At 50.0% G+C, this 24,477-nt stretch carries 22 protein-coding genes; 14 read left to right on the forward strand and 8 right to left on the reverse strand.

The window, feature by feature from the left end:
- Window positions 1–142 precede the first annotated feature (142 nt).
- The 5 genes from pstS to phoU all read left to right on the forward strand — a co-directional run bounded on the left by pstS (window position 143) and on the right by phoU (window position 4,766).
- Entirely contained in the window at window positions 143–1,183 is a 1,041-nt protein-coding gene (pstS, locus tag DUT67_RS22090) for a phosphate ABC transporter substrate-binding protein PstS (protein WP_048263429.1), read from the forward strand.
- 161 nt (window positions 1,184–1,344) lie between these two features.
- Window positions 1,345–2,304, forward strand: coding sequence for a phosphate ABC transporter permease PstC (gene pstC, locus DUT67_RS22095; RefSeq protein ID WP_048263427.1), 960 nt, complete (start codon window positions 1,345–1,347; stop codon window positions 2,302–2,304).
- A complete protein-coding gene (pstA, locus tag DUT67_RS22100; protein WP_048263426.1) occupies window positions 2,304–3,191 on the forward strand; it encodes a phosphate ABC transporter permease PstA in 888 nt (295 codons plus the stop codon). Before pstC ends, pstA begins: the two co-directional genes overlap by 1 nt.
- A gap of 50 nt (window positions 3,192–3,241) precedes the next feature.
- Window positions 3,242–4,018, forward strand: coding sequence for a phosphate ABC transporter ATP-binding protein PstB (gene pstB / locus DUT67_RS22105; RefSeq protein WP_048263424.1), 777 nt, complete (start codon window positions 3,242–3,244; stop codon window positions 4,016–4,018).
- 13 nt (window positions 4,019–4,031) lie between these two features.
- Window positions 4,032–4,766: a phosphate signaling complex protein PhoU gene (gene phoU, locus DUT67_RS22110; RefSeq protein WP_039307614.1), complete on the forward strand. Its 735-nt coding sequence runs from the start codon at window positions 4,032–4,034 to the stop codon at window positions 4,764–4,766.
- A gap of 52 nt (window positions 4,767–4,818) precedes the next feature.
- Here phoU and DUT67_RS22115 read toward each other — a convergent pair whose 3' ends face one another.
- Window positions 4,819–5,376, reverse strand: a complete 558-nt coding sequence (locus tag DUT67_RS22115) for a helix-turn-helix domain-containing protein (RefSeq protein ID WP_113627162.1) — start codon at window positions 5,374–5,376, stop codon at window positions 4,819–4,821.
- 93 nt (window positions 5,377–5,469) lie between these two features.
- On the opposite strand from DUT67_RS22115, the gene DUT67_RS22120 reads away from it, so the two are divergent.
- The 4 genes from DUT67_RS22120 (at window position 5,470) to DUT67_RS22135 (ending at window position 9,315) form a co-directional block, all read left to right on the forward strand.
- Window positions 5,470–6,654, forward strand: coding sequence for a benzoate/H(+) symporter BenE family transporter (locus tag DUT67_RS22120; protein ID WP_113631825.1), 1,185 nt, complete (start codon window positions 5,470–5,472; stop codon window positions 6,652–6,654).
- A 127-nt stretch (window positions 6,655–6,781) separates the two neighbouring features.
- Window positions 6,782–7,618 carry an ABC transporter substrate-binding protein gene (locus DUT67_RS22125; protein ID WP_113631826.1) on the forward strand — a complete coding sequence of 279 codons (837 nt, stop codon included), beginning with the start codon at window positions 6,782–6,784 and terminating at the stop codon, window positions 7,616–7,618.
- A gap of 223 nt (window positions 7,619–7,841) precedes the next feature.
- Entirely contained in the window at window positions 7,842–8,585 is a 744-nt protein-coding gene (locus tag DUT67_RS22130) for an amino acid ABC transporter permease (RefSeq protein ID WP_113632622.1), read from the forward strand.
- Window position 8,586: 1 nt separating this feature from the next.
- The gene (locus DUT67_RS22135; RefSeq protein WP_113632621.1) at window positions 8,587–9,315 is read left to right on the forward strand and encodes an amino acid ABC transporter permease; all 729 of its coding nucleotides are present in this window, start codon (window positions 8,587–8,589) and stop codon (window positions 9,313–9,315) included.
- Window positions 9,316–9,394: 79 nt separating this feature from the next.
- On the opposite strand, the gene yieH is transcribed toward DUT67_RS22135, so the two are convergent.
- Window positions 9,395–10,060 (reverse strand): 6-phosphogluconate phosphatase, encoded by a 666-nt coding sequence (gene yieH / locus DUT67_RS22140; RefSeq protein ID WP_113627157.1) that lies wholly within the window; start codon window positions 10,058–10,060, stop codon window positions 9,395–9,397.
- A 504-nt stretch (window positions 10,061–10,564) separates the two neighbouring features.
- On the opposite strand from yieH, the gene DUT67_RS22145 reads away from it, so the two are divergent.
- A complete protein-coding gene (locus DUT67_RS22145; protein ID WP_113632619.1) occupies window positions 10,565–11,902 on the forward strand; it encodes an NCS2 family permease in 1,338 nt (445 codons plus the stop codon).
- 54 nt (window positions 11,903–11,956) lie between these two features.
- Here the strand turns inward: DUT67_RS22145 and DUT67_RS22150 are convergent, their stop codons facing one another.
- The 3 genes from DUT67_RS22150 to aegA form a co-directional block, all read right to left on the reverse strand.
- Window positions 11,957–12,700: a 4'-phosphopantetheinyl transferase superfamily protein gene (locus DUT67_RS22150; RefSeq protein ID WP_048263384.1), complete on the reverse strand. Its 744-nt coding sequence runs from the start codon at window positions 12,698–12,700 to the stop codon at window positions 11,957–11,959.
- Window positions 12,701–12,890: 190 nt separating this feature from the next.
- On the reverse strand, window positions 12,891–13,412 hold the full coding sequence (locus DUT67_RS22155; RefSeq protein WP_048263380.1) for a 4Fe-4S binding protein: 522 nt from the start codon (window positions 13,410–13,412) through the stop codon (window positions 12,891–12,893).
- On the reverse strand, window positions 13,409–15,433 hold the full coding sequence (gene aegA, locus DUT67_RS22160; protein WP_113632618.1) for a formate-dependent uric acid utilization protein AegA: 2,025 nt from the start codon (window positions 15,431–15,433) through the stop codon (window positions 13,409–13,411). Before aegA ends, DUT67_RS22155 begins: the two co-directional genes overlap by 4 nt.
- Before the next feature lie 427 nt (window positions 15,434–15,860).
- Here aegA and DUT67_RS22165 point away from each other — a divergent pair, with 427 nt between their 5' ends.
- Genes DUT67_RS22165 through DUT67_RS22175 form a run of 3 tightly spaced genes read left to right on the forward strand, consistent with a single transcriptional unit; the run spans window position 15,861 to window position 17,566 of the window.
- Window positions 15,861–16,532, forward strand: a complete 672-nt coding sequence (locus DUT67_RS22165; protein WP_113632617.1) for a CsgG/HfaB family protein — start codon at window positions 15,861–15,863, stop codon at window positions 16,530–16,532.
- An 18-nt stretch (window positions 16,533–16,550) separates the two neighbouring features.
- Window positions 16,551–16,910: a DUF4810 domain-containing protein gene (locus DUT67_RS22170; protein WP_048263373.1), complete on the forward strand. Its 360-nt coding sequence runs from the start codon at window positions 16,551–16,553 to the stop codon at window positions 16,908–16,910.
- Complete coding sequence (locus tag DUT67_RS22175) at window positions 16,907–17,566, forward strand: DUF799 domain-containing protein (protein WP_113627153.1); 660 nt, start codon at window positions 16,907–16,909, stop codon at window positions 17,564–17,566. Before DUT67_RS22170 ends, DUT67_RS22175 begins: the two co-directional genes overlap by 4 nt.
- A 101-nt stretch (window positions 17,567–17,667) precedes the next feature.
- On the opposite strand, the gene DUT67_RS22180 is transcribed toward DUT67_RS22175, so the two are convergent.
- The 3 genes from DUT67_RS22180 to DUT67_RS22190 form a co-directional block, all read right to left on the reverse strand.
- On the reverse strand, window positions 17,668–19,170 hold the full coding sequence (locus DUT67_RS22180) for an MFS transporter (protein ID WP_113632616.1): 1,503 nt from the start codon (window positions 19,168–19,170) through the stop codon (window positions 17,668–17,670).
- A 103-nt stretch (window positions 19,171–19,273) separates the two neighbouring features.
- Window positions 19,274–20,443, reverse strand: coding sequence for a GGDEF domain-containing protein (locus DUT67_RS22185; RefSeq protein WP_223254633.1), 1,170 nt, complete (start codon window positions 20,441–20,443; stop codon window positions 19,274–19,276).
- A 481-nt stretch (window positions 20,444–20,924) separates the two neighbouring features.
- Entirely contained in the window at window positions 20,925–21,809 is an 885-nt protein-coding gene (locus tag DUT67_RS22190) for a WYL domain-containing protein (protein WP_113632615.1), read from the reverse strand.
- A 203-nt stretch (window positions 21,810–22,012) separates the two neighbouring features.
- Here DUT67_RS22190 and pgaA point away from each other — a divergent pair, with 203 nt between their 5' ends.
- On the forward strand, window positions 22,013–24,475 hold the full coding sequence (gene pgaA / locus DUT67_RS22195; RefSeq protein WP_113627151.1) for a poly-beta-1,6 N-acetyl-D-glucosamine export porin PgaA: 2,463 nt from the start codon (window positions 22,013–22,015) through the stop codon (window positions 24,473–24,475).
- Window positions 24,476–24,477 lie beyond the last annotated feature (2 nt).

Below are 24,477 nucleotides of genomic sequence, written 5' to 3' on the forward strand. Positions count from 1 at the left end.
ATTGTCATAAAACTGTCATGTTGTGTACATTTTACTGTCACCAAATTGTCCTATTTTTCCTCCTGCGAACTACACTCTGATTTGATAACTCTGATTGATAACGACTCTACGTCGACACGTCGAGTATCCCACAGGAGGGATTATGAAACTGATGCGTACCACTCTTGCCAGTGTTGTTGCGGCAACCTTTTCTTTGACGGCATTTTCTGCTTTTGCTGCTGCTAACCTCACCGGTGCCGGTGCGACATTCCCAGCGCCTGTTTATGCTAAATGGGCTGACTCCTATCAAAAAGAAACCGGCAATAAAGTTAACTATCAAGGGATCGGTTCTTCTGGCGGTGTAAAACAGATTATCGCTAAAACTGTAGACTTCGGGGCTTCTGATGCGCCGCTGGCTGACGACAAATTAGCACAGGATGGTTTATTCCAGTTCCCAACCGTTATCGGTGGTGTGGTACTGGCAGTGAACGTTCCTGGTATCAAATCTGGCGAATTAACGCTGGACGGTAAAACACTGGGTGATATCTACCTGGGCAACATCAAAAAATGGAACGACCCAGCGATCACCAAGCTGAACCCGAATGCCAAGCTGCCGGATCAGGACATCGCTGTGGTTCGCCGCGCTGATGGTTCTGGTACGTCTTTCGTGTTCACCAGCTACTTGGCGAAAGTGAACCCAGAGTGGAAAGAGAAGATTGGTGCAGGTTCTACTGTGAACTGGCCGACCGGTCTGGGCGGTAAAGGTAACGATGGTATCGCAGCGTTTGTACAGCGTCTGCCTGGTTCTATCGGTTACGTAGAATATGCGTATGCCAAGCAGAACAACCTGGCTTACACCAAACTGATTTCTGCCGATGGTAAAGCGGTTAGCCCGACTGGCGCAAGCTTCAGCAACGCAGCTAAAGAGATCGATTGGAGCAAGTCCTTCGCTCAGGATCTGACTAACCAGAAAGGCGCTGATGCATGGCCGATCACGTCAACGACGTTCATCCTGGTTCATACCAAACAGGAAAAACCTGAGCAGGGCGCTGAAGTGTTGAAATTCTTCGACTGGTCGTTCAAGAAAGGCGGCGAGCAAGCTGAAGCACTGGATTACGCAACACTGCCAAAAGAAGTGGTTGAGCAAATCCGTGCTGCCTGGAAAACCCAGGTAAAAGACAGCAGCGGTAAAGCACTGTACTAATTATTGTATCGACACCGTCGTGTTGATAACCAGAGCGTGATGAGGTTGTCAGGTTCTGGGAATAAGGTAGTGAAATAACACGTCGTATCGGGGCGGAGAGGTGATAAGCCTCTCTGCCTTCAATAGCTTATTAAATGTAGTTAAAACGAGAAGAGAGACGTATGGCGGAGTACAAGCCAACTATCAAAGCCCCAGGAAAATATGGCGATATCCTCTTCAGCGCGCTGGTAAAACTGGCGGCGCTGGTCACGCTACTGCTGTTGGGGGGCATCATTGTTTCCCTGATTGTGGCGTCCTGGCCCAGCATCGAGAAGTTCGGTTTTTCCTTCTTGTGGACGAAAGAGTGGGATGCGCCCGCAGAGCAGTTTGGTGCACTGGTTCCGATTTACGGCACTGTCGTGACCTCACTGATAGCCCTAATTATTGCGATTCCGATTAGCTTCGGGATTGCGTTATTTCTGACAGAACTGGCACCAACCTGGTTGAAACGTCCGCTTGGCGTGGCGATTGAATTGCTGGCGGCCATACCGAGTATTGTTTATGGCATGTGGGGGCTGTTCATTTTTGCTCCGCTGTTTGCCAAATATTTCCAGCAGCCGGTAGGCAACGTCCTGTCCGGCATTCCTATTGTTGGCGCACTGTTCTCCGGCCCGGCGTTCGGGATTGGTATTCTGGCCGCTGGCGTCATTCTGGCCATCATGATTATCCCGTACATTGCGGCGGTCATGCGTGATGTGTTTGAGCAAACGCCAGTGATGATGAAAGAGTCTGCCTACGGCATCGGCTGTACGACGTGGGAAGTGATTTGGCGCATTGTGCTGCCTTACACCAAAAACGGCGTGATTGGCGGGGTGATGTTGGGATTGGGGCGTGCCTTGGGGGAAACCATGGCGGTTACCTTTATCATCGGTAACACCTACCAGCTCGACAGTGCTTCACTCTATATGCCAGGAAACAGTATTACCTCTGCGCTGGCGAACGAATTCGCCGAAGCCGAATCCGGCGTGCATACCGCGGCGCTGATGGAGTTGGGGCTGATCCTGTTTGTCATTACCTTTATTGTTTTGGCGTGTTCAAAGCTGATGGTTATGCGTCTGGCAAAAAATGAGGGGGCGCGCTAATGGCTACATTAGGAATAGAACAAGAAGCCGCACTGGAACGCTCACGGCGCAAAATGCAGGCCTGGCGCCGCCAGAAAAACCGCATTGCACTGTTTTTATCCATGTCTACGATGGCTTTCGGCCTGTTCTGGCTGGTATGGATCCTGTTCTCGACCGTTACCCGAGGCGTCGATGGCATGTCTCTGGCGTTATTTACCGAAATGACACCGCCGCCAAATACGGCGGGTGGTGGGTTGGCGAACGCCATCGTCGGGAGTGGATTGCTGATCCTGTGGTCGACGCTGCTGGGTACGCCGTTAGGCATTATGGCAGGCATCTATCTGGCGGAATACGGTCGTAAATCCTGGATCGCTGAAGTGATTCGTTTCATCAATGACATTCTGCTGTCAGCGCCGTCTATTGTGGTCGGCCTGTTTGTCTACACGCTCGTGGTGGCAAAGATGCAGCACTTCTCTGGTTGGGCCGGGGTCATTGCGCTGGCGCTGTTGCAGGTGCCGATTGTGATTCGAACCACCGAGAACATGCTCAAACTCGTGCCGGATAGCCTGCGTGAAGCGGCTTATGCGCTGGGTACGCCGAAATGGAAAATGATTTCTGCGATTACGCTCAAGGCATCGGTATCAGGCATCATCACCGGGGTGTTACTGGCTATCGCGCGTATTGCCGGGGAAACGGCGCCGTTACTGTTTACGTCGCTGTCGAATCAGTTCTGGAGCACGGATATGATGCATCCGATTGCTAACCTGCCCGTTACCATCTTCAAATTTGCGATGAGCCCATTTGTGGAATGGCAACAGTTGGCTTGGGCGGGTGTACTGCTGATTACGCTTTGCGTTCTGCTACTGAATATTCTGGCGCGTGTTATTTTCTCCGCGAAGACACATTAAACAAATTCAAGGCGTTGTCAGTCATCGCCAGGAAAAAGAGAGAAGTCTTGATGAGTATGACTACTGAGACATCCAACAATAAAATCCAGGTGCGCGATCTGAATTTCTATTACGGAAAATTCCACGCGCTGAAAAACATTACGCTGGATATTGCCGCGAATCAGGTTACCGCGTTTATCGGCCCGTCTGGCTGTGGTAAGTCCACGCTGCTGCGTACGTTGAACAAAATGTATCAGCTCTATCCTGAGCAGCGCGCCGAAGGCGATATCCTACTGGATGGCAATAACATCCTGACGGATAAGCAAGACATCGCGCTGCTGCGTGCCAAGGTGGGTATGGTTTTCCAGAAGCCGACGCCATTCCCGATGTCCATCTACGATAACATCGCGTTTGGTGTTCGCCTGTTTGAGAAACTGTCCCGCGCTGATATGGATGAGCGTGTCCAGTGGGCGTTGACCAAAGCGGCGCTGTGGCAAGAAACGAAAGATAAGCTGCACCAGAGCGGCTATAGCCTGTCCGGTGGTCAACAGCAGCGTTTATGTATTGCACGCGGTATTGCGATTCGCCCAGATGTCCTGCTGCTGGATGAACCTTGTTCTGCACTCGACCCGATTTCTACCGGCCGCATTGAAGAGCTGATCTCCGAGCTGAAAAAAGATTACACCGTGGTCATCGTGACTCACAACATGCAGCAGGCGGCGCGTTGTTCAGATCATACGGCGTTCATGTATTTGGGTGAGCTGATTGAGTTCAGCGATACTGATACCCTGTTTACTGCCCCACGGCAGAAACAGACTGAAGATTACATCACCGGCCGTTACGGTTGATTAGGAAAGCATCATGGATAATCTGAATCTGAACAAACACATTTCCGGTCAGTTTAACGCCGAACTGGAACACATCCGCACGCAGGTCCTGACCATGGGCGGGCTGGTGGAGCAGCAGCTGAGTGACGCGATTACCGCAATGCATAATCAGGATGCGGAGCTGGCTCAGCAGGTGATTGAAGGCGACGCCAAAGTTAACATGATGGAAGTGGCTATCGATGAAGCCTGCGTGCGCATTATTGCGAAACGTCAGCCCACCGCCAGCGATCTGCGTTTGGTGATGGCGATCATCAAAACCATCTCCGAACTGGAACGTATTGGTGACGTGGCGGATAAAATCTGTCGCACCGCGCTGGAGAAATTCTCCCATCAGCATCAGCCTCTGTTGGTCAGCCTGGAATCATTGGGCCGCCACACCGTGCAGATGCTGCATGACGTGCTGGATGCTTTTGCTCGAATGGATCTGGATGAAGCGATCCGTATTTATCGTGAAGATAAGAAAGTGGATAAAGAGTACGAAGGGATTGTGCGTCAGTTGATGACTCACATGATGGAAGATCCTCGTACTATCCCGAGTGTACTGACTGCGTTGTTCTGCGCTCGTTCTATCGAGCGTATCGGCGATCGTTGTCAGAATATCTGCGAATTTATCTTCTACTTCGTCAAAGGTCAGGATTTCCGTCACCTTGGTGGAGATGCGCTGGAGAAATTGCTGGCGCAGAAAGAGAAGAAAGAAGAAGAAGAGTAAGCTCCTGCCACGGCTTACCATAACAACGCCCTGCTTGCAGGGCGTTAATTTTTTAAGGGTAGTGAATCAGGTCGTGGAAGCGCACGGTAGTATCGGTAGGGTTGTGATAGCGGTGTTCTCTATCAGCAGCAAAGCGCAGGGCGTCACCAGCGGACAATAAGTGCATCTGCCCATCAACGGCCATCTCCAACTGGCCTTCCAGCACAATAATATGCTCGATCACCCCTGTTTCATGCGGTGATGAGGTGCTGCTGGCACCGGCAGCCAGTTCAATAAGTAACATATCGAAACGCAGCTTTTCATCGAAGGGAAAGAGTGGCACAACGTGCATTCCCGCCTCGTTTTCCCTGAATGCTGAACCTGTCCCTGAGCGATACATCACGTCTTCATCCGCGAGTGTCGGTTCAATAAAGGTAGAGAACGCGACATTCATACCGGTCGCAATTTTCCACAGGGTAGCAACCGTCGGGCTAGATTCGCTACGCTCGATCTGGCCCAGCATCGCTTTGCTCACTCCTGTTTCTTCTGCTGCTCGCGTGAGGCTCCAGCCTTTCCCTTGTCTTAACGTTTTCAACGTATTGCCAATGCGGCTGGTTAGTTCATCAGACATCAATGCTGGCTCCCGCTTGTGCGTTATAGCGCACGCTGTTATGTTAACGCTTCCTGTGCGTTATAGCGCACGATCAGAGTGAGATGCTATACCATGCCAGCGTCATTTGCGCTAAAAGATGTCACTTTTTCGACTCTCATCGCCGGTTTTGTTGCGGTGCTGGTGGGCTACACCAGCTCGGCCGCCATTATTTTTCAGGCGGCGGAAGCGGCGGGTGCCAGCGCGGTACAAATCGGCGGCTGGTTAACCATGTTAGGGATTGCTCAAGGGCTGGCTTCCATTAGCCTGTCGTTGTATTACCGTGCGCCGATACTGGCGGCGTGGTCAACACCGGGGGCGGCGCTGCTGGTCACCAGCCTGCCGGGTACGTCGCTCAATGAGGCGATTGGCGTATTCCTGTTTGCTTCTGCGCTGATCTTTATCTGCGGGATCACCGGTCTGTTTGCCCGGTTGATGAATGTGATTCCGCAGGCCATTTCTGCCGCGATGCTGGCGGGGATTCTGCTGCGTTTTGGTGCGGATGCGTTTCTCTCTCTGCAACAGGATTTCTGGCTCGCTTTCTCAATGTGCGTGACTTATTTGCTCAGTCGTCGCCTGATTCCTCGCTTTGCCATTGTGCTGACGTTGCTCTCAGGCTTGTTGCTGGCGTTATTGCGTGGGCAAATTGTGGTTTCTGATTCGCCGCTGGTGTTTGCCGTACCGGAATTTATTACGCCGCATTTTTCGTGGGCGTCTCTGCTGGGTGTTGGTATTCCGTTTTTCATTGTCACCATGGCGTCGCAGAATGCGCCGGGCGTTGCCACACTGAAAGCCGCTGGCTATCAGGTTCCTGTGTCTCCGCTGATTACCATTACGGCATTAATCGCGTTGATATTGACGCCGTTCGGCGGTTTTTCCGTGTGTATCGCCGCAATTACCGCCGCGATATGTATGGGATCGGATGTACATCCCGATCCGAAGAAACGTTATCTTGCTGCCGTCGCGGCGGGTGGGTTTTATCTGCTGGCGGGCGTTTTTGGTGGATCTATCGGGCAGCTTTTTACGGCACTGCCGCTGCCGCTGATTCATGCTATCGCCGGTCTGGCACTGCTCAGCACGATTTCAGGGAGCCTGTATCGCGCGTTGCTCGATGAAAAACAGCGCGATGCTGCGGTGGTGACTTTCCTGATCACTGCCTCTGGATTGACGTTGTGGGGCATAGGCGCGGCGTTTTGGGGGCTACTCGGGGGGATGATGACCTGGTTTATACTGTCAGCATACGCTGACAAGCCTCACTGAATCGTCAGGATAATCTGCCAGAATACCGAAGTAACATAAGGTTATATTATAGCTTTTTATGTTATTTCCCGCGTTTTCACCCTGCTGATAGCCTGCTGTTAATATAGTAATAATTAAGGGGCAGGGAATGAAAAAGCAGATTTTGACAGTGACTTTGTTGGCCGGGTTGGCTTCCGTTTCTGGTGCTGCACAGGCAGATAAACTGGATGATATTCAGAAGGCGGGCGTGGTGAAAATCGCCGTCTTCGACAGCAATCCGCCGTTTGGCTATGTCGATCCACAGAGTAAAAAGCTGGTGGGTTATGACGTGGATATCGCCGAGGCGATTGGTAAGGCGCTGGGCGTGAAGGTTGAACTGCGCGCGACCAACCCCGCGAACCGTATTCCGTTGTTAAGCTCTCAGAAGGTCGATCTGATTGCCGCGAACTTCACCATTACCGATGAGCGCGCTAAGCAGGTTAACTTTAGTATTCCTTACTTCGCAACCGGACAAAAATTCATCGCCCGTAAAGGCGTGCTGAAAACGCCAGACGACATCAAAACGCTGCGTATCGGCGCGGATAAAGGCACCGTGCAGGAAATTACCCTGCGCGAGCATTACCCAACCGCTAAAGTGATTTCCTACGACGATACGCCGCTGGCGTTTGCCGCGCTGCGTAACGGCAATGTTCAGGCCATCACGCAGGATGATGCCAAGCTGGTTGGTCTGTTGGCTAACGTGCCTGATGCGCAGAAGGCTGAATTCGAAATATCACCGTTCAGCATTACCAAAGAATATCAGGGTGTTGGTATTCCGAAAGGTGAAGAGCGCCTGACGGCGAAAATTAATGACACGCTGATTAACCTGGAAAAGCAGGGCGAGGCGAAAACGATCTACGATCGCTGGTTCGGGCCAAGCACGAAATCATCCCAACCGCGTGGCGACTTCATCTTTGCCCCGCTGGATCAGCAACCTAAATCCTGATAGCTGACGCCTTCGGTGCTATGATCCCAGCCCTCTGCATTGCAGGGGGCATTTTTATCTAGGGTATATATTATTTATACCCCAAATAATTCGAGTTGCAGGAAGGCGGCAAGAGAGGGAATCCCGATGAACTTACTCAGGTAAGTGATTCGGGTGAGTGAACGCAGTCAACGCACATGCAGCTTGAAGTATTATGGGTATATGACAAAGAGAGATAAAACGCATGGATACGGCGCTGCAATCGCTTGAGTCGTGGCTGTTGGCTCCTCAATATCTCATCTGGCTGTGGAATGGTTTCCTGATCACGCTGGGCATTTCCCTCGGTACGGTCGTTCTGTCTACGGTATTGGGTTTTCTGCTGGCGGCGGCCCGAGACAGCCAGATTCATGTGCTGCGCGGTGTTGTGGTGGCGTATAGCTCGCTATTTCGTAATACGCCGCTGCTGGTGCAGCTGTTTTTCTGGTATTTCGGTGCTGGGCAACTGTTTCCTTCAGAGATTATGCAATGGCTGAACACCTCCCATTCCATTTCACTGTTGGGGGTAACGTTAGCGTGGCCATCTTTTGAGTTTTTGGCTGGCTTGGCAGGGCTGACGCTTTATTCCAGCGCGTTTATTGCGGAAGAGATCCGCTCCGGTATCCGCGGCGTGGCGCGCGGGCAGAAATATGCTGCGCATGCTCTCGGGTTAACAGGCTTTCAATCTATGCGCTATGTGGTGCTACCGCAGGCGCTAAAAATTGCTCTGCCGCCGCTGCTTGGGCAGTACATGAATATTGTCAAGAACTCGTCGTTAACGATGGCGATCGGCGTCGCTGAGTTGTCTTACGCGTCGCGTCAGGTGGAGACGGAAACCTTGCGTACGTTTCAGGCATTTGGCGTGGCGACGGTGTTGTACATCGTGATTATTGCCGTGATGGAAGGCTGGGGTATGTGGCGCCAGCAGCGCGGTCTGGCGGAGAGGCATTGAGATGGATTTTACTGTTATCACCGATAACATCGATTATTTGATGTGGGGCTCGTTCCCCGATGGTCCGCTGGGTGGCGCAGCGCTGACGCTGGTGATGAGTTTGTTTGCGGGAGTCGCGTCTGCCCTATTGGGTACAATTTTGGGCGTGGCGCTGGCGATGTCTCGAGGCGTGTGGAGCGCACTGTTGGCGATGGTGCTGGGGTTCTTCCGAGCGATTCCCGTCATCATGTTGATTTTCTGGACGTACTTCCTGCTACCGATCGTTTTTGGCGTCGATATCCCTGAAATTACCACCGTGGTTTGTGCGCTGGCGCTGATCGCCTCGGCGTATCTGGCGCATGGTGTGAAGGCTGGCATTGTCGCGATTGGGCGCGGTCAGTGGCAGGCTGGGCTATCGCTGGGGTTAAGCCGCTGGCAGGTACTATGGCAGATCGTGCTGCCGCAGGCGCTGCGGATGATGGTGCCTTCCTTTATTAACCAATGGATTTCCCTGATTAAAGATACCTCACTGGCTTACATTGTCGGGGTCGGCGAGCTGACGTTTCTCGCGACGCAGGTCAATAATCGCAGCATGGTTTATCCGCTGGAAGTTTTCCTGTTTGTCGCACTGGTCTACTTTGTGTTTTGCCTGTCGCTGGAGCTGCTGGCGAACGCAGTTAACGCACGTTTTAGCCAGCAGGAAAAACAGCCGAAGCGCAGCCTGCTATGGTGGCGGAATAAGCCAGCCTGAGGATGCTAATTGTTCATAAACCTATTTTGCAGAACGAAAATGGTGACCTTTTTCAGCAACCTTCACTTAGCCTTTGCTACTACGCGGTGATATTCCAGCCCTTTTCGCGCCAGATTTGCGGCAATTCACGCATGTCGTCGAACATCGTGACCAGCGGGTGATGGATTGGCTGATTGTGGGGATCGGCGCAGTAATAGAACACCGGAATGCCTGCGGCAATGCCCGCCTGAACGCCAGCGGCGGAATCTTCAACCAGAATGCAGTGTTCAATAGGAAGCTGTAACTGCTCGGCGGCGTGATACAGCACCGCTGGATCAGGTTTCCATTTTTTCAGATCGTAGCCGCTGTAGAGATGGTCGCCAAACAGATCGAGCATGTGCGTCAGGCCGAGCGAATGCTGCATCTTACTGACTGGGCCGTTGGAAACCACCGCCATTGGGACTGTGATGGACTGCACTAACTCACGCGCCCCCTCAATAGGTTGCAGGAATTCATCGAACAGATGCTTCACTTCCTGCCGGAAATGACGTTCCGCGTCTTCTACCGATACGGTTAAGCCATGCTGTTGGCTGATGCGGGCAATAATCTCGTACAGCTTCACGCCCTTGTAGGTTTTTATCACCTCCTCCAGCGATAAGTTCACCCCATAGGGGATGAAGATATTCACATAAGCCTGACAACACAGCACTTCGCTATCCACCAGCGTGCCATCACAGTCGAAGAAGACGCATTCAATACGGGGCATGACTAATCCTTATCGATGAAATAAAGCAAATACCCTAATGCCGACCATGTAAGAACCGAGATACACGGAGCGACCATGTGGCGAGGCTCCCTGCGGGAACCTCATCCCCCGTGTTTCTCCTAAAAATGGACTTAAGTGATCAGTATTAAGCGATTACTCTTACTTTAACCAATTGACCCAATATTGCGACCTATACTCGTCATACTTCAAGTTGCATGTGCGTTGGCAGCGTTCAGTCACCCGAATCACTTACTTGAGTAAGCTCATCGGGATTCCTTCTCTTGCCGCCTTCCTGAAACTCGAATTATTTAGAGTATATAAAGCTATTTTTACGGCGATCTTGCAGAAAATTAAGGGGGTTCAGCCGAGGGATTTCGGCGTAATAGCCATGAGGTTAATAGGCTTTTCTTATTCGATGAAAAAAAACGTGGGATCAACGTAAAAACGCATAATTTTGTTATAGGATACCCGACGACAGTTATTCCCTTCTTTGGATTGGTACTAATGAATAAATCACAATCTGGTCTTGCTACCGAGCAGGGCCTGCTGGAGCGCGTGTTTAAACTTAAACAACACGGCACGACAGCACGTACGGAAACGATTGCCGGTTTCACGACGTTTTTGACGATGGTCTACATCGTTTTTGTTAACCCGCAGATTTTGGGCGTGGCGGGGATGGATACCAAAGCGGTCTTTGTGACCACCTGTCTGATTGCGGCATTCGGCAGTATTTTAATGGGGCTGCTGGCTAACCTGCCTGTAGCACTGGCTCCAGCAATGGGGCTGAATGCATTTTTCGCTTTTGTTGTCGTGGGGGCTATGGGTCTGCCATGGCAGGTTGCGATGGGTGCTATTTTCTGGGGCGCAATCGGTTTCCTGTTGCTGACCATCTTCCAGATTCGTTATTGGATGATCGCCAATATCCCGCTTAGCCTGCGTCTGGGAATTGCCAGCGGTATCGGGCTGTTCATTGCGATGATGGGCCTGAAAAACGCCGGTATTATCGTTCCCAACCCTGAAACGCTGGTGACGATTGGTAACCTGACATCACACAGCGTGCTGTTGGGTGCCTTGGGCTTTTTCATTATTGTGGCGCTGGCTTCACGTAATATTCACGCCGCAGTACTGATTTCCATCGTCGTGACAACCTCAATCGGCCTGCTGCTGGGCGATGTGACCTTTTCCGGCGTGTTCTCTATGCCGCCGAGCGTAACGTCCGTGGTGGGTCAGGTTGATCTGGCGGGAGCGTTGAACCTTGGGATGTCCGGCATTATTTTCTCCTTCATGCTGGTTAACCTGTTTGACTCCTCCGGTACGTTGATCGGTGTAACGGATAAAGCGGGTCTGGTAGATGCTCGCGGTAAGTTCCCGCGTATGAAGCAGGCGCTGTATGTTGATAGCATCAGCTCTGTGGCAGGTGCATTTATCGGGACATCATCCGTTACGGCGTATATTGAAAGCTCTTCTGGCGTATCCGTGGGTGGACGCACCGGCCTGACTGCTGTGGTCGTCGGCCTGCTGTTCCTGTTGGTGATCTTCCTGTCACCGCTGGCGGGTATGGTGCCTGCCTATGCCGCTGCTGGTGCGTTGATTTACGTGGGCGTATTGATGACGTCCAGTCTGGCGCGTGTGAAGTGGGATGATTTGACGGAAGCCGTTCCGGCCTTTATTACCGCGGTGATGATGCCGTTCAGCTTCTCTATTACTGAAGGGATCGCGCTGGGCTTTATTTCTTACTGTGTGATGAAGCTGGCGACGGGCCGCTGGCGTGAAATCAGCCCTTGCGTGGTTGTGGTTGCGCTGCTGTTCCTGCTGAAAATTGTGTTTATCGACGGGCATTAATTTGTTCGTGGCTCCGGGGTTTCCCGGAGCCTCAGCCTGCGACGAGGCGGCTGGCTACTGTGACGCGGTAGAGGTGACTTTTTCTATCGTATGGCTGGTTAACTTCATATAGCGTACAGACTGGCGCTGCTGTTGTAGGATTTCCCCCGACTTTCTCATTCCCGATGCCGACGTGTATTTCCACATGATCAATCGATTGAGTGTGGGGATGTGGGCACAGGCCCATGCCAGATAATCATCAACATCGCTCATCACTTCTACGGCGGGAGTGCCGGTTGAACGCAGCCTGCCAGAGGCGGGATGGAGTTTCAGCTGATTGGGAGGATGGCTGTTTACGCCAGGGATTTTCATCAGTGATTGGCGGATGGTACAGAGCTGCGTTGCCGCTTCCAGCGGATCGCGCTGAGCATCTATCCATGCCTGTTCTGCCTGCGTCTGCGCCTGCATCTGTGGGACGACCTGATTCGTTGGCCTGACATGAACGATTTCGATATCCATACCTACGCTTCCTTCTTCGCTCAGGAGGATGGCGATGGTATTGCCTGCATAGCCGATGCTGAAATTGGGCATATTAGGATCGGCAAAATAAGGGCGTCCTTCAGGGGACTCCAGTAGCGTGGGTAACAGCGGATAGCCGAAAAAATAGAACATCATCTCAGCCAGCAGCACCCGACTTTTCAGATAACGTTCGCGGCGTTTAGCTGAAAAATTCTGTGTTGATGAGATGAGCTTATCGGGCAGTCTTTGTAAGTCAGGAAGCGCTTCCGTGCTTGTCCACCTGACAAAATGGCAGGTCATTGTTCACTCCGTGATCGTGATAAAAGATGGGAACCTATCAGGTATTACCGATGCATATTATCAGACTAATATGTGATCTAAAGAAAAATCGATGGATAAATCGGCGATAATTATTAATTAGGCACAACGAATTTCCTGCATTGTGCTTTTTGTGGCGATCCTTCCCTGTCCGCCACATTCCAGTCTTGCTTTAATGGTTTGACCACCCCAGTGCGGAACGCCGCTGTTTTTCCAGCGTCTGTTTGCGTAACTCATCTGCTGTCACCAATCGTAGCGCCGACGTCGGGCACACGCTGACGCAGGAAGGGCTCTGGGCCACATCCACGCACAAATCACATTTGTGAACCTCACTTTGCGTGAGGTGCGCTTCCCCCTCGTCATTCGAGGCTTTTGTCACCACATTAATGGCACCGAAAGGACAGGCCACGACGCAGCTTTTGCAGCCGATGCAGCGAGATTGAATAACCTGAATGCTATCTCGATCGCGCACCAGCGCGTCATTCGGACAGACGCTGGCACAGGGGGCATTTTCACACTGGCGGCAAAGAACGGGGACGCTGACGCTGGCGCTTTTGACGACCTTCAATCGGGGGAAGAAGTGAGAAGGCTTCAGTTGCGCACTTTGGCCACCGCTATGGGCTACTGCGCAGGCGATCTCACAGGTCCGGCAACCGATACATTTTTCTGCTTCGGCAATAACAAATTGATTCATGAGCGTAGCTCCTCGCGGGTTGCATTCATCTCGGGACGCTGCGGATGTGCGGGAATGGTACCCGTGACGGCGGTCAGCCCCATCGTCGCGATCATACTCAATGCGGCTTTGCGCCCGTCGGCAATAGCAGTCACCACCAGATCGGCGCCGCGAACGGCATCGCCACCAGCAAAAATACGCGGATGATTAGTCTGGCAAGGTATCTGATTATCAAGGGGAGCAGTGATATATCCCCAGTTATCCAGGCCAACATCGGCGTCTTCCAGCCACGACATACTGTGTGATTGAAAGCCAAATGCGGTTATCACCGCTTCCGCAGGCTGAATGAATTCAGAGTCAGGAATAGGACGTGGGCGGCGACGGCCGCTGGCATCGGGTTCGCCCAGTTCAGTGCGAACCAGACTGATGCCGCACACTTCGCCCTGTTCATTGAGGCAGATTTTTTGTGGCTGAACGTTAAACATGAACTCCACGCCTTCTTCGCGGGAGTTTTTAACCTCTTTTTTCGAGCCTGGCATGTTGGCTTCATCGCGGCGGTACGCGCAGGTTACGGATATTGCACCTTGCCGGATGGACGTGCGCAGGCAGTCCATCGCGGTATCTCCACCACCGAGTACGACGACGCGTTTTCCTGCCATCGAGATATAGGGTTCGCCGTCTAATTCAGGTAGCCCCATAACGTGTTTGGTATTGGCGATGAGGAAGGGAAGCGCATCGAAGACGCCGGGGGCATCTTCATTATCAATGTTAGCCTTCATGGATCGGTAGGTGCCTACGCCGAGGAAAACGGTGTCATAGTCGTCCAGAAGCTGAGCCAGAGAAATATCTTTCCCCACTTCGGTACTCAGCTGGAACTCGATTCCCATGGTGCTGAACACTTCACGACGATGAATCAAAACGTCTTTATCCAGCTTGAATGACGGAATCCCGAACGTGAGCAATCCACCAATTTCTGGGTGGCGGTCGAACACGACGGCCTGCACGCCGTTGCGTGCCAGCACATCTGCACAGGCTAACCCAGCCGGGCCAGCACCGACGATCGCCACGCGTTTGCCGCTGGGAACGACACGCGTCATGTCAGGTGACCACCCCATAGCCATCGCGGTATCGGTAATGTAGCGCTCAACGTTGCCGATGGTAATGGCACCGTACTCTTTACCTAGCGTACAGGCGCCTTCACATAGCCGATCCTGCGGACATACTCGGCCACAGATTTCCGGCAGGCTGCTGGTTTGGTGCGATAACTCTACGGCTTCAAGAATACGCCCCTGCTTCGCCAGACTCAGCAGCTCGGGAATATTGTTATGCAACGGGCAAGTCCACTCGCAGACTGCGCGTTTGCCGCAGGAAAGGCAGCGGTCAGCCTGATCTTCCGTCTGCTGTACGGAGAAGCCATGATAGATTTCATCAAACGTGGACGTTCTCTGCGTCAGCGGCTTTTTCTCCGCATCCCGGCGCGGCCAGTTTTTTCTTTTGTTGAGCGGATTGGTGGTCAGCGTTTTCAGCACGGGTGTTTCACGTTGCCAGTGAGCGGCAGAACGCAGCGCCATCACCTGCTGTTTCTCCTGACGGTGTGCTGCTAACGTGTGTTCACTGACGAGTTGCAATGCCTGAGTTGGGCAGGCTTCTACGCACGCTTGCCCTCCAGGGCGATCGGTGCAGAGGTCGCATTTATGGGCGATGGCGCTGTTGTCCATAGGGTTTGTCACCATGGACATCGCGCCGAACGGGCAAGCCAGTACACAGCTTTTGCAGCCGATGCACTTTTCCTGAACGAGCTGAATGCTATTGTCTTTTCTGATCAAGGCTTGGGTTGGACACACGTTGGCACAAGGCGCATCTTCACAGTGGCGGCATGTCACGGCAGCCCGCAGTGTTGGCGTATTGAACGCCTTGATTCTGGGTTGAAACACCGCGCCGCTATCTGGATATTGTTCGTCATTGTGTGAAATCACACAGGCGATTTCACATGCATGGCACCCCATACAGTTTTGAGTACTGGCAATAACAAATCGGTTCATTACCTTTTCCCGCCCTGGATCCCTCGATCGTGGCCTTTATCCTAATAGCTGGATAACACGTTGACCTTGATATAGAGCAGGTAAAAAGTCGGTTAATGTTAAATCTGACGCAGGATAGTAATAAAATTATTGAATCGTTTCAGTGGGTTGTAATGTTATGTGAAAGTAATGGCATGGTTGCATATAACCTTGTTTTTTATCCGGTTTACCGTGTTTTATCGCGGGTAAAAATTCTGATTTTTAATTATTTTTGTTAATTTCCTCATGAAATAACTCGTTACTTTTCCTTACGCCCCTCATAATATCGAACGCCATTTAAATGCAGCAAAACAGTATTGCCGCTAAATGGTGTTTTCACGGCATTTTCATTATGAATTAATGACAGGGCTTTGCTCAGGTTAATGGATTGTCACTAAGGGATAGTGTTATGAATAAAAAAGTCGTTCTTTGTTCTGTATTCATGTCAGCTGCGCTATTAAGCGGATGTGCGACAGAGTCTTCCCGTACCGTAGAAGCACAAAAAGTCACTTCTTACAGTACGCCTTATCAGGGTGTTCGCAGCCCGATTTCCATCGGAAAATTTGAAAACCGCTCTAACTACATGAACGGTATTTTTTCTGATGGTGTTGACCGTTTAGGTAATCAATCCAAGACCATTCTTGTTAGCCATCTCCAGCAGAGCGGCCGCTTTAATGTGCTGGATCGCACCAATATGGAAGAGCTGAAAGCGGAAGCGGGTATTAAAGGACAAACGCAGACGCTGAAAGGCGCGAGCTATGTGGTTACCGGCGATGTGACCGAGTTTGGTCGCAAAGAAGTGGGTGATCATCAGCTGTGGGGCATCCTTGGCCGCGGTAAAACACAGGTTGCTTACGCAAAAACCACGTTGAACGTGGTGAACGTGCAAACATCTGAAGTCGTGTATTCCGTACAAGGTGCGGGTGAATACACGCTGTCCAACCGTGAAATTATCGGGTTTGGTGGCACAGCCAGCTATGACTCGACGCTGAACGGTAAAGTTCTGGATTTGGCTATTCGTGAAGCCGTCAATAATCTGGTTGCAGGAATTGAAAGCGGTGCCTGGCGCCCAGCGAACTAATGGAATAGGAATATAACAATGTTATCTTATAAGAAAGTTACCCTGCTATTGGCAGTAGCGGTACTGGCTGGCTGTGCGACCGCGCCGAAAACGATTTACAGCTGGGACAATTATCAGCCAGCGCTTTATGATTATTATCAACAAGATAAAGTCGGCCCAGAACAACAAATCCTTGCTCTGAATGAATCGATCGAAAAAGCGAAAGCCGCAAATAAACCAGTCCCACCGGGACTCTATGCTCAACTTGGGTTGCTGTACGCCAACACTGGCCGTGATAGTGAAGCTCGCCAACAGTTTGAAACTGAAAAAGCGAAATTCCCTGAATCAGCACCTTTTATGGACTTCTTGTTGAGTAAAAATAAAGGGAATATTAAATGAATCGTTTCTTAGGATTATGTGGTCTGGTTTTTGCGCTTGTGCTGACGGGCTGTGCTAAACCCGTACCTTATGACTACACGTCATTTAAGCAAAGCAAGCCTAAGTCCATTCTGGTATTGCCGCCGGTTAACCATTCTCCTGATGTGAAAGCAAGCTATAGCCTGCTTTCACAGGTCACCTATCCGTTGGCCGAATCGGGTTATTACGTATTGCCGGTTGCGGTAGTGGAAGAAACGTTCAAACAGAATGGCCTGTCTACCGCGTCGGATATCCATGCGCTGAGCACGACGAAGCTGCACCAAATCTTTGGCGCTGATGCGGCGTTATATCTGGATGTGAAAGAGTACGGCACGTCGTACATCGTGATTAATAGTGAAACTCGTGTTTCTGCGGATGCGCGTCTGGTTGATCTGCGTACGGGCAAACTGCTGTGGAGCGGAAGTGCAACTGCTTCCAGCAATGAGCAGCAGTCAAACTCTAACGGTGGCATCATCGGTATTCTGGTGCAGGCTGCGGTGAGTCAAATCGCGGACACGATCTCCGACAAAGGCCATGATGTTGCGGGTGTGACTAGCGCACGCCTGCTGGCTGCGGGTCATGCACGCGGTATGCTGTATGGGCCTCGTTCACTGCAGTTTGGTAAAGAAACCTACTAAGTTACAGCTCGTAGTTAACTTGTAGTTCGTAGCCAAATCATCAACGCCGTTCGCTATTGAACGGCGTTTTTTTATGCCCTTAGCCAGATGCGTCTGTGGCGCTATGCATCAGCGGCTTGATTACGCTGCTGTTTATTATGACGCGTTGTCCAGACGAAGGCGGAGGTCAGCAATAGGATCAGCGTTGCGGTTGCCAGCACAGCAGAAAACCCTGAATCAAAGGCGGAATGTGCCTGTGTGGTGAGAATACGCTGCATATTTTCCGGTAAGGATTCAGCAAAGATCAACGCCTCGTCCAGGCTGTCATAGGCGGTGTCCGGTGCGGAAAACCCAGGGGGTAGCATAAACGTTGCGGAATAAGCGAAAGACAGCAAACTACCCATCAGTGTCACACCCGTCGCGCCCCCTAATTCATAGGACACTTCTTCGATTGACGCCGCCATACCGGCTTTTTCAGCAGGGGCAACCTGCATAATGGTGCTCGACGCGGCTGTCATGGTTGAACCCACGCCTGCACCAATCACCGTCAGGCTGATAACTTGTATGATGATAGGGGCGTTGTGCAGCAGCAGATAGCTTCCCATCCCCAGACCCGAAATCAACAGGCCAGCGGCCAGCATCGTCCCACTATTCACACCTGGCAATATCTTTCCGGTTAACGGACCGGAGATAAAGGATGCCAGCGACAGCGGTAAAATGAACAATCCTGCCTGTAGCGGAGACAGCCCGACAACTAGCTGGAGCCGCTGTGTGAAAGCCAACTCCATACCGATCAGTGCGGCTGCCGCTACGATGGCTGCGGCCACGGCGGCGCTGAAAGGCCGCAGACGGAAGAGAGAGAAATCGACTAAAGGATGCTTGCTGTTACGCTGTCGCTGAACGAATAGGGTAATAAACGCGACGCCGATAAGCAGAGCGATCAGCGCGTCTTCATAGGATGGCACCCGTTTGCCCAGCTCTTTTATGGCATAGGTTACACCAATCAAACCTACCATAATTAATAGAGAACCGATGAAGTCCCAGCGGTGTGAAGCGTTACCTGGCCGATGTGGAATCACGGTGATCCCCATGATAAGCGCAAGCAGCACGACCGGTACGTTAATGAGGAAAACGGATCCCCACCAGAAGTACTCAAGCAGTATTCCGCCCATGACGGGGCCAAACGCCGCACCGCCAGATGCCACCGCCGCCCAAATACCAATCGCTAGTGCGCGTTCCCGTTCATCAGTGAAGGTCAGACGAATAATCGAGAGCGTGGCGGGCATCATCATCGCCGCACCGACCGCTAGCAGCGCGCGAGCGGCAATAAGCATGCTGGGTGTGGGCGAATAAGCGGCAAACAATGACGCTGCACCAAAGACCATCAGTCCAGCAATAAATAAAGGTTTATGACCCAGCTTATCACCCAAGGTCCCCATCCCCAGCAGCAAGCCAGAAGCGACTAGCGCATAGATATTAACGATCCACAGCTTGTCCGATGCGGAGGCGTGCAAATCGTGAGTCAGTGTTGGGAGCGCGGTGTACAGCACTGTCATGTCGATAACAATCAGGAATAGGGCGCTGGAAACAATGGCCAAAATCAGCCACTTCTTTGGTGATTGCATAGCAGAATCTCTACTTTGATCTTTCATTTTTCATCTGTTGGATAGCGTTCCGATGATATAGATTTTCACTTTTAATAAAAGGTATTTTAAATGGGCGCAGATATCATGATATTGGTTTTTTTACCAAATTTACACCATCGCTCGAATTTACACGATTACGTCCCTGTTCTTTTGCGTGGTACAACAATTTATCCGCTTCTTTAAACGCATCATGAAAATCTTCAATTTTTTCCAGATGAAAAAAACTCACCCCTATACTTGTCGTATATCGGACTGTGCGGCCATCTGAAATCGCTAATGAAGAGCTCTCTATAATAAAGCGAATTCTCTCGGCTATCTCTAAGCATTCAGTGACAGAGAGACCCTGGATTATTATTAAAAACTCTTCCCCTCCCCATCGACATAGTAAATCCTGAGGTCGAGTATATTGCTTAATGGTTGTAGCAAACTCTTTGATGACACTATCGCCTACAGTATGTCCATAGGTATCGTTAACTTTTTTAAAGTGGTCAATATCAAGAACAAATAGAGACATCATTCTATTATCCCCACCCCGCATGGAATTAATGATATTCATCATGTGTTGATTGAGTGAACGTCTATTTAACATGCCAGTTAGTGCATCGTGATTACTGATTAGCTCTATTCTTCTTATGTTTTTTTTGTTTTTGTTAATAAATGAAGATGCAATTATAACGCTTATAATAATAAATGAAGTGTTGATTTGAAATAAATAAGATAATTCAAAAAGATAGTATTTTTCTATCTCCTCATGAACATCTATCAGTCTTTTTATATAGATATAATTTAGTGCGATGCCAGTTACACAGCAAATGAGAATGATTTTGTTAAATGAATAAGACAAAGAAAGGTAAATCAATGGTAGTATTGCTAATACACTTAATGTGATATTTAAAGACGCTATGCAGATAATAATTATGATGTAATAAAATACAAATGAGGGTTTTTTGATTGAAGATTTTGATGCCGAAAAAACATTCTTTATGTTTTTTATTGCTTTTAGGAATAAGAAAACGAAAATGACACCAGAACTTAGCTCTTCGCTAAACCACTTTCTTGAAAGAATAAAAATATTTTCATCGCTGTTTGTGGTAAATAAATATAATCCATAAGATATGGCTGAAAAAAAAGATCCTGTAAAAATTGATGTAAATATAAAGAAAATGTAACTTCTACTTAATTTACTGTATGTGTTTCCCTTTGTTTTTAAAAGTACGACGAATGTAATCCACGCGGTAATGAAAAAAACCAAACTGATCACACTATGAATTAATTTTTAAAAAAAGGATTGGTTGTTTTCAAGATAACTAGCTGGTAGTAGTATTCCCAATAAACCAACCATGCATAGAATAACGCTATGCAATAATTTGTTTTTTATGCTTTTATCTCGACTGCGATAACGGATGAGAAAGCAAAATAATAGAATATCTACTGGCCAGAATAGGGATGTGTCGTCAAGTAACCGAAAAGATAAACCTAAGTAACTAATAATTAAGGTTGAACTGAAAATAATTAATAATTCATTCGCGCGAATTTTCATTTTTTTTCCCGGTTAACCTATTTGGCCTGTATCAATCTTGTATCATAAATACACTTAAATACCTTCTTGCCTTACATCATTTTATGATAATTCTGATGCAAGGGAGACAAGTGAAATCAATATGCAATTCGCTTAGTCATGACCTTGCACCGTCTTATCCACAGAAATATTAATATAAGTGATGGTGTGGGGGTCATGCCCCCATAAATGCCTGAACGTCTTTCTTATTTATTAATATAAATGGTTGATGCTGTTTGTTATTTTCATCTGTCAGGCTGATGTGAAATCGTCCGAGGGTTTCATGTAAACATGCCAGACGGCAGGATAAATTCAACTCGCCATTGGTCATACCATATTCCAGTTCCAATGCTCGTTGGTGTGCCTGAGGCAGTTCGTCATTAGGCTTCAACATTAACTGTACATGGGTATGCCATGAATAATCGCTAGCGGGATCGACTGTCGAGGCTTCGCTACCTTCAATGTTGAGGATTCGCGTAAGAATGAAGTCATTAAACTGCTGCTTAACGTGGCAATAAGCACGTACTCGCCACCGTAATCCATCATTGCCTAAAGCGTGTGGGGAAATGAGCCGTGGCGAATGATCCATTGACGATGAGGATTGATAGCAGATGCTCACTGCCTTTTTTTCACGAATCGCTCGGACAATGACTTCAACAACCTGTTCATTGTAGGTGTTGAGCGGGATATGAACCCAGCACACTTCTGGAGCAGATTCAATGAAACTGGCATCCGCTTCAAGTACGCCCGTCTTCATGGCGAGCAATTCTGCTAAATAGCGCTGGGCTGAATTCTGTGGGTAGACAGCAGAGAATGTTGGCGTAGCCGTGTAAGTTTTGGTGCGTCTATCGTAGACCAGATTATAGGGGGCAAGCTCAAGATATTTAGCGATGTCGAGCGACGCCTGAGGGATCGATAACCCAAAGAAAGACGTTAGATCTGTACGATTTATGTGCCCACTCCACCGTAACCGAAAGTCGATGAATTGAAGCCGACGTTCCAGTCCCCAACTGCGCCCTTTTACTACCTGCTCTGAACCTGTCACTGAAGTCTTTGTCATATGCGTATAAAAATTATATTGATAAAAAAACTATATGCATTATTATGCGCCAAACTGGCCTTAGCGTCTATCTCTGACTTCGAATCACGAGAGGGATAGCTGCATGCCGCGTTTAGACTCGATTAGAGGTGTTAAGTCATGAAACCAGCGTTCAACGATGTATTTGAATGTCATCCTGTCATCACTGGTGGGGAGATTCAGCGATGAGTTTTGTTAATTCTCATTCAAGCAGACTCAATCCAATATTGTTTAACTTACTTAAATCATTAGTTTATTTTTCCGTTTCTGGCAGCGTAGTGGCGGCAGAATCTCGTTACGACACATTAATCATCAACGCCCGGCAGGGCGATATCTCCGCGGCGACGTCATGGCTTGATGGGCAATCCAGAAATCGTGTACTGACCGTTGCCGAGGTGACCGACTGGCTACTCATTAACGGTTGGGCGGGAAAGGATGCTGAAGTGAGACGAATTTGGGAAACCTACTCGCCAGCGATGTCATTGCCCGATCCTGCCTTGAGAGCGGCGGCCAAATCCTACCGTAATCTCCGGCAGTGGCAGTCGTCAGTGGAATTATGGAGCCGGGTTTTGCAACGCTCTCCACGGGATGACGATGCACGTAGTGGTTTGATACTCACCCTCGCCGATGCCGGACAGACAAAAAGATCGCTGGAACTCGCTGCGTCTCGCGTTAAGCATGAACCAACGGCAAACCATTGGCGTGAGTTAGCGTGGGTGCAACGCATTGCGGGAAAGCATACTGACTCCCTCTTTTCTATCATTCAAGCCATGCGCCATGCACCACAAGATAAAGCGCTGTTTTATGACTACAGCGACATCCTCTCCAACAATAAGATTAGCGCACCTGCGTTAACAGCCCTGGAAAACGGCAAACCTCAGGGCTTCCTGACTGATGAAACGCAACGCCAGCGAGAGCTGGGGGCGGCGGCTGAGTTGGTTCGTCTTTCATTTATCACGTCGACAACTGAAAACGAACGCTTCGTTGTGGCGGATCGCGCGTTGGCTCGTTATGACATCCTGATGACGCAATGGCAGAAGCTCCCGTCTGCAAAAATCAGCTATCGCCAGGCTCGAATTGATCGGCTAGGCGCATTGCTCGTTCGCTATCGCATGGAAGACATTATTTCAGAATATCAATCACTTCTCAAAGAGGGGGAGATTCCCAGTTATGCTCGGCGCTGGGTAGCGTCTGCCTATCTCTATTTGAAGCAGCCTGAGAAAGCAGAGCAGATTCTCCGTGTGGTAATACAAGACGATCCTTCGCAACGCTTTCAGATAGTGCGGCAAGGCGATTTTTTCTACAGCATTCTGGAGAATGAAAAAATTGAACAGGCAACGCGGTTGTCAGTTCAGGCTGGAGAAAAAACACCTTATAAAAAAAGTGTTTATGGTTTACCAACATTCATACCTAACGACGATTGGGTTGACATCAAATACCTGCGTATACAGTCGCTGATTTCCCATAATGACCTTCCGGCTGCGCAACGACTGGCGGAAAGGCTGGCTTTTAGTGGGCCTGGAAACCAAGAGCTAAACCTACGTTTGGCCGAGATTTATCTAAATAGAGGGTGGCCGCGTCGTGCCGAAGCACTATTAAAGCGAGCTGAGTTGTTGGAACCAAGATCATTCCGGTTGGAAACCCATCAAGGATTTGCCGCATTGGCATTGCAGGAGTGGCGCCAGCTTGATCAGTTGACCGACGATACGGTGGCTCGTTATCCCGATGATTTCTCGGTGAAACGATTAGCGCGTTTGCGCCAGGTGCATCACATGGCGGAGCTACGTATTGCCGGTGCTCAGGGCCTCAAGTCTGATAGCCCAGCCAAGGGAATGAACGACACGGATATTGATGCTGTGCTCTATAGCCCACCCTTTGCCGACCACTGGCGAGTGTTCTCTGGGGGCGCTTTTAATCAAAGTGACTTCAGTGACGGACGGGCCATTAATCGCAGTATTCGCAGCGGTGTGGAGTTTACCGACCGTGATCATTGGGGGGAGGCAGAGATTTCACACCAGAATTTTGGATTTGGCTCTGATATCGGCGGACGTTTCTCCTATCGACATGATGTTAATGACTTTTGGCGTGTCGGCCTTAATGCCGAACGGTTAATGCGCAGCACACCGTTACAGGCACTTAAAAATGGTGTAACGGCGAATGGCGGTGAGGGGTATGTCCGCTGGCGGCAAAGTGAACGGCGCTCATGGCAAGCAGACCTATCGAGCGCGTGGTTTTCTGATGGTAACAGACGTCAGGAGTACGGACTGAGTGGGCAAGAGCGAATCTTTTCATCACCGACTTTAGCCATAGATTTCACCCCATCGCTAAGTTTGGGATCAAACAGTAAACAGAACACCTCGTATTACAACCCGCAGAGTTATGTGGCTGTGCTACCTGCCTTAGCCATCGATCACTTGCTTTATCGACATTACCAGACTGAGTGGCACCAAGAGATAAATGTGGGTGTCGGACGTTACTGGCAAAAAGGCGAGTCCGCAGGGGCTATCACCACGCTCGGATACGGGCAAAGAGTACGGTGGAATGACGTACTGGATATGGGGGTGAGTACTCAGTGGGATAAGCGACCTTACGACGGCAAGCGGGAACAAAATTTGTCGCTGTCTTTCGATTTGAATTATCGGTTTTGAGG

It is taken from the genome of Pectobacterium peruviense (assembly GCF_003312355.2).
Taxonomy (GTDB): Bacteria; Pseudomonadota; Gammaproteobacteria; order Enterobacterales; family Enterobacteriaceae; genus Pectobacterium; species Pectobacterium peruviense.

Bases quoted from the DNA above. Each gene is read 5' to 3' on its own strand.
- DUT67_RS22170 (WP_048263373.1), top strand. From the start codon at position 16,551: ATGTTATCTTATAAGAAAGTTACCCTGCTATTGGCAGTAGCGGTACTG.
- DUT67_RS22150 (WP_048263384.1), bottom strand. From the start codon at position 12,700: ATGACCTGCCATTTTGTCAGGTGGACAAGCACGGAAGCGCTTCCTGAC.
- phoU (WP_039307614.1), top strand. From the start codon at position 4,032: ATGGATAATCTGAATCTGAACAAACACATTTCCGGTCAGTTTAACGCC.
- aegA (WP_113632618.1), bottom strand. From the start codon at position 15,433: ATGAACCGATTTGTTATTGCCAGTACTCAAAACTGTATGGGGTGCCAT.
- pstC (WP_048263427.1), top strand. From the start codon at position 1,345: ATGGCGGAGTACAAGCCAACTATCAAAGCCCCAGGAAAATATGGCGAT.
- DUT67_RS22120 (WP_113631825.1), top strand. From the start codon at position 5,470: ATGCCAGCGTCATTTGCGCTAAAAGATGTCACTTTTTCGACTCTCATC.
- DUT67_RS22175 (WP_113627153.1), top strand. From the start codon at position 16,907: ATGAATCGTTTCTTAGGATTATGTGGTCTGGTTTTTGCGCTTGTGCTG.
- DUT67_RS22125 (WP_113631826.1), top strand. From the start codon at position 6,782: ATGAAAAAGCAGATTTTGACAGTGACTTTGTTGGCCGGGTTGGCTTCC.
- DUT67_RS22145 (WP_113632619.1), top strand. From the start codon at position 10,565: ATGAATAAATCACAATCTGGTCTTGCTACCGAGCAGGGCCTGCTGGAG.
- yieH (WP_113627157.1), bottom strand. From the start codon at position 10,060: ATGCCCCGTATTGAATGCGTCTTCTTCGACTGTGATGGCACGCTGGTG.
- DUT67_RS22180 (WP_113632616.1), bottom strand. From the start codon at position 19,170: ATGCAATCACCAAAGAAGTGGCTGATTTTGGCCATTGTTTCCAGCGCC.
- DUT67_RS22155 (WP_048263380.1), bottom strand. From the start codon at position 13,412: ATGAATCAATTTGTTATTGCCGAAGCAGAAAAATGTATCGGTTGCCGG.
- pstS (WP_048263429.1), top strand. From the start codon at position 143: ATGAAACTGATGCGTACCACTCTTGCCAGTGTTGTTGCGGCAACCTTT.
- pstA (WP_048263426.1), top strand. From the start codon at position 2,304: ATGGCTACATTAGGAATAGAACAAGAAGCCGCACTGGAACGCTCACGG.
- DUT67_RS22165 (WP_113632617.1), top strand. From the start codon at position 15,861: ATGAATAAAAAAGTCGTTCTTTGTTCTGTATTCATGTCAGCTGCGCTA.
- DUT67_RS22115 (WP_113627162.1), bottom strand. From the start codon at position 5,376: ATGTCTGATGAACTAACCAGCCGCATTGGCAATACGTTGAAAACGTTA.
- DUT67_RS22130 (WP_113632622.1), top strand. From the start codon at position 7,842: ATGGATACGGCGCTGCAATCGCTTGAGTCGTGGCTGTTGGCTCCTCAA.
- DUT67_RS22190 (WP_113632615.1), bottom strand. From the start codon at position 21,809: ATGACAAAGACTTCAGTGACAGGTTCAGAGCAGGTAGTAAAAGGGCGC.
- pgaA (WP_113627151.1), top strand. From the start codon at position 22,013: ATGAGTTTTGTTAATTCTCATTCAAGCAGACTCAATCCAATATTGTTT.
- DUT67_RS22135 (WP_113632621.1), top strand. From the start codon at position 8,587: ATGGATTTTACTGTTATCACCGATAACATCGATTATTTGATGTGGGGC.
- pstB (WP_048263424.1), top strand. From the start codon at position 3,242: ATGAGTATGACTACTGAGACATCCAACAATAAAATCCAGGTGCGCGAT.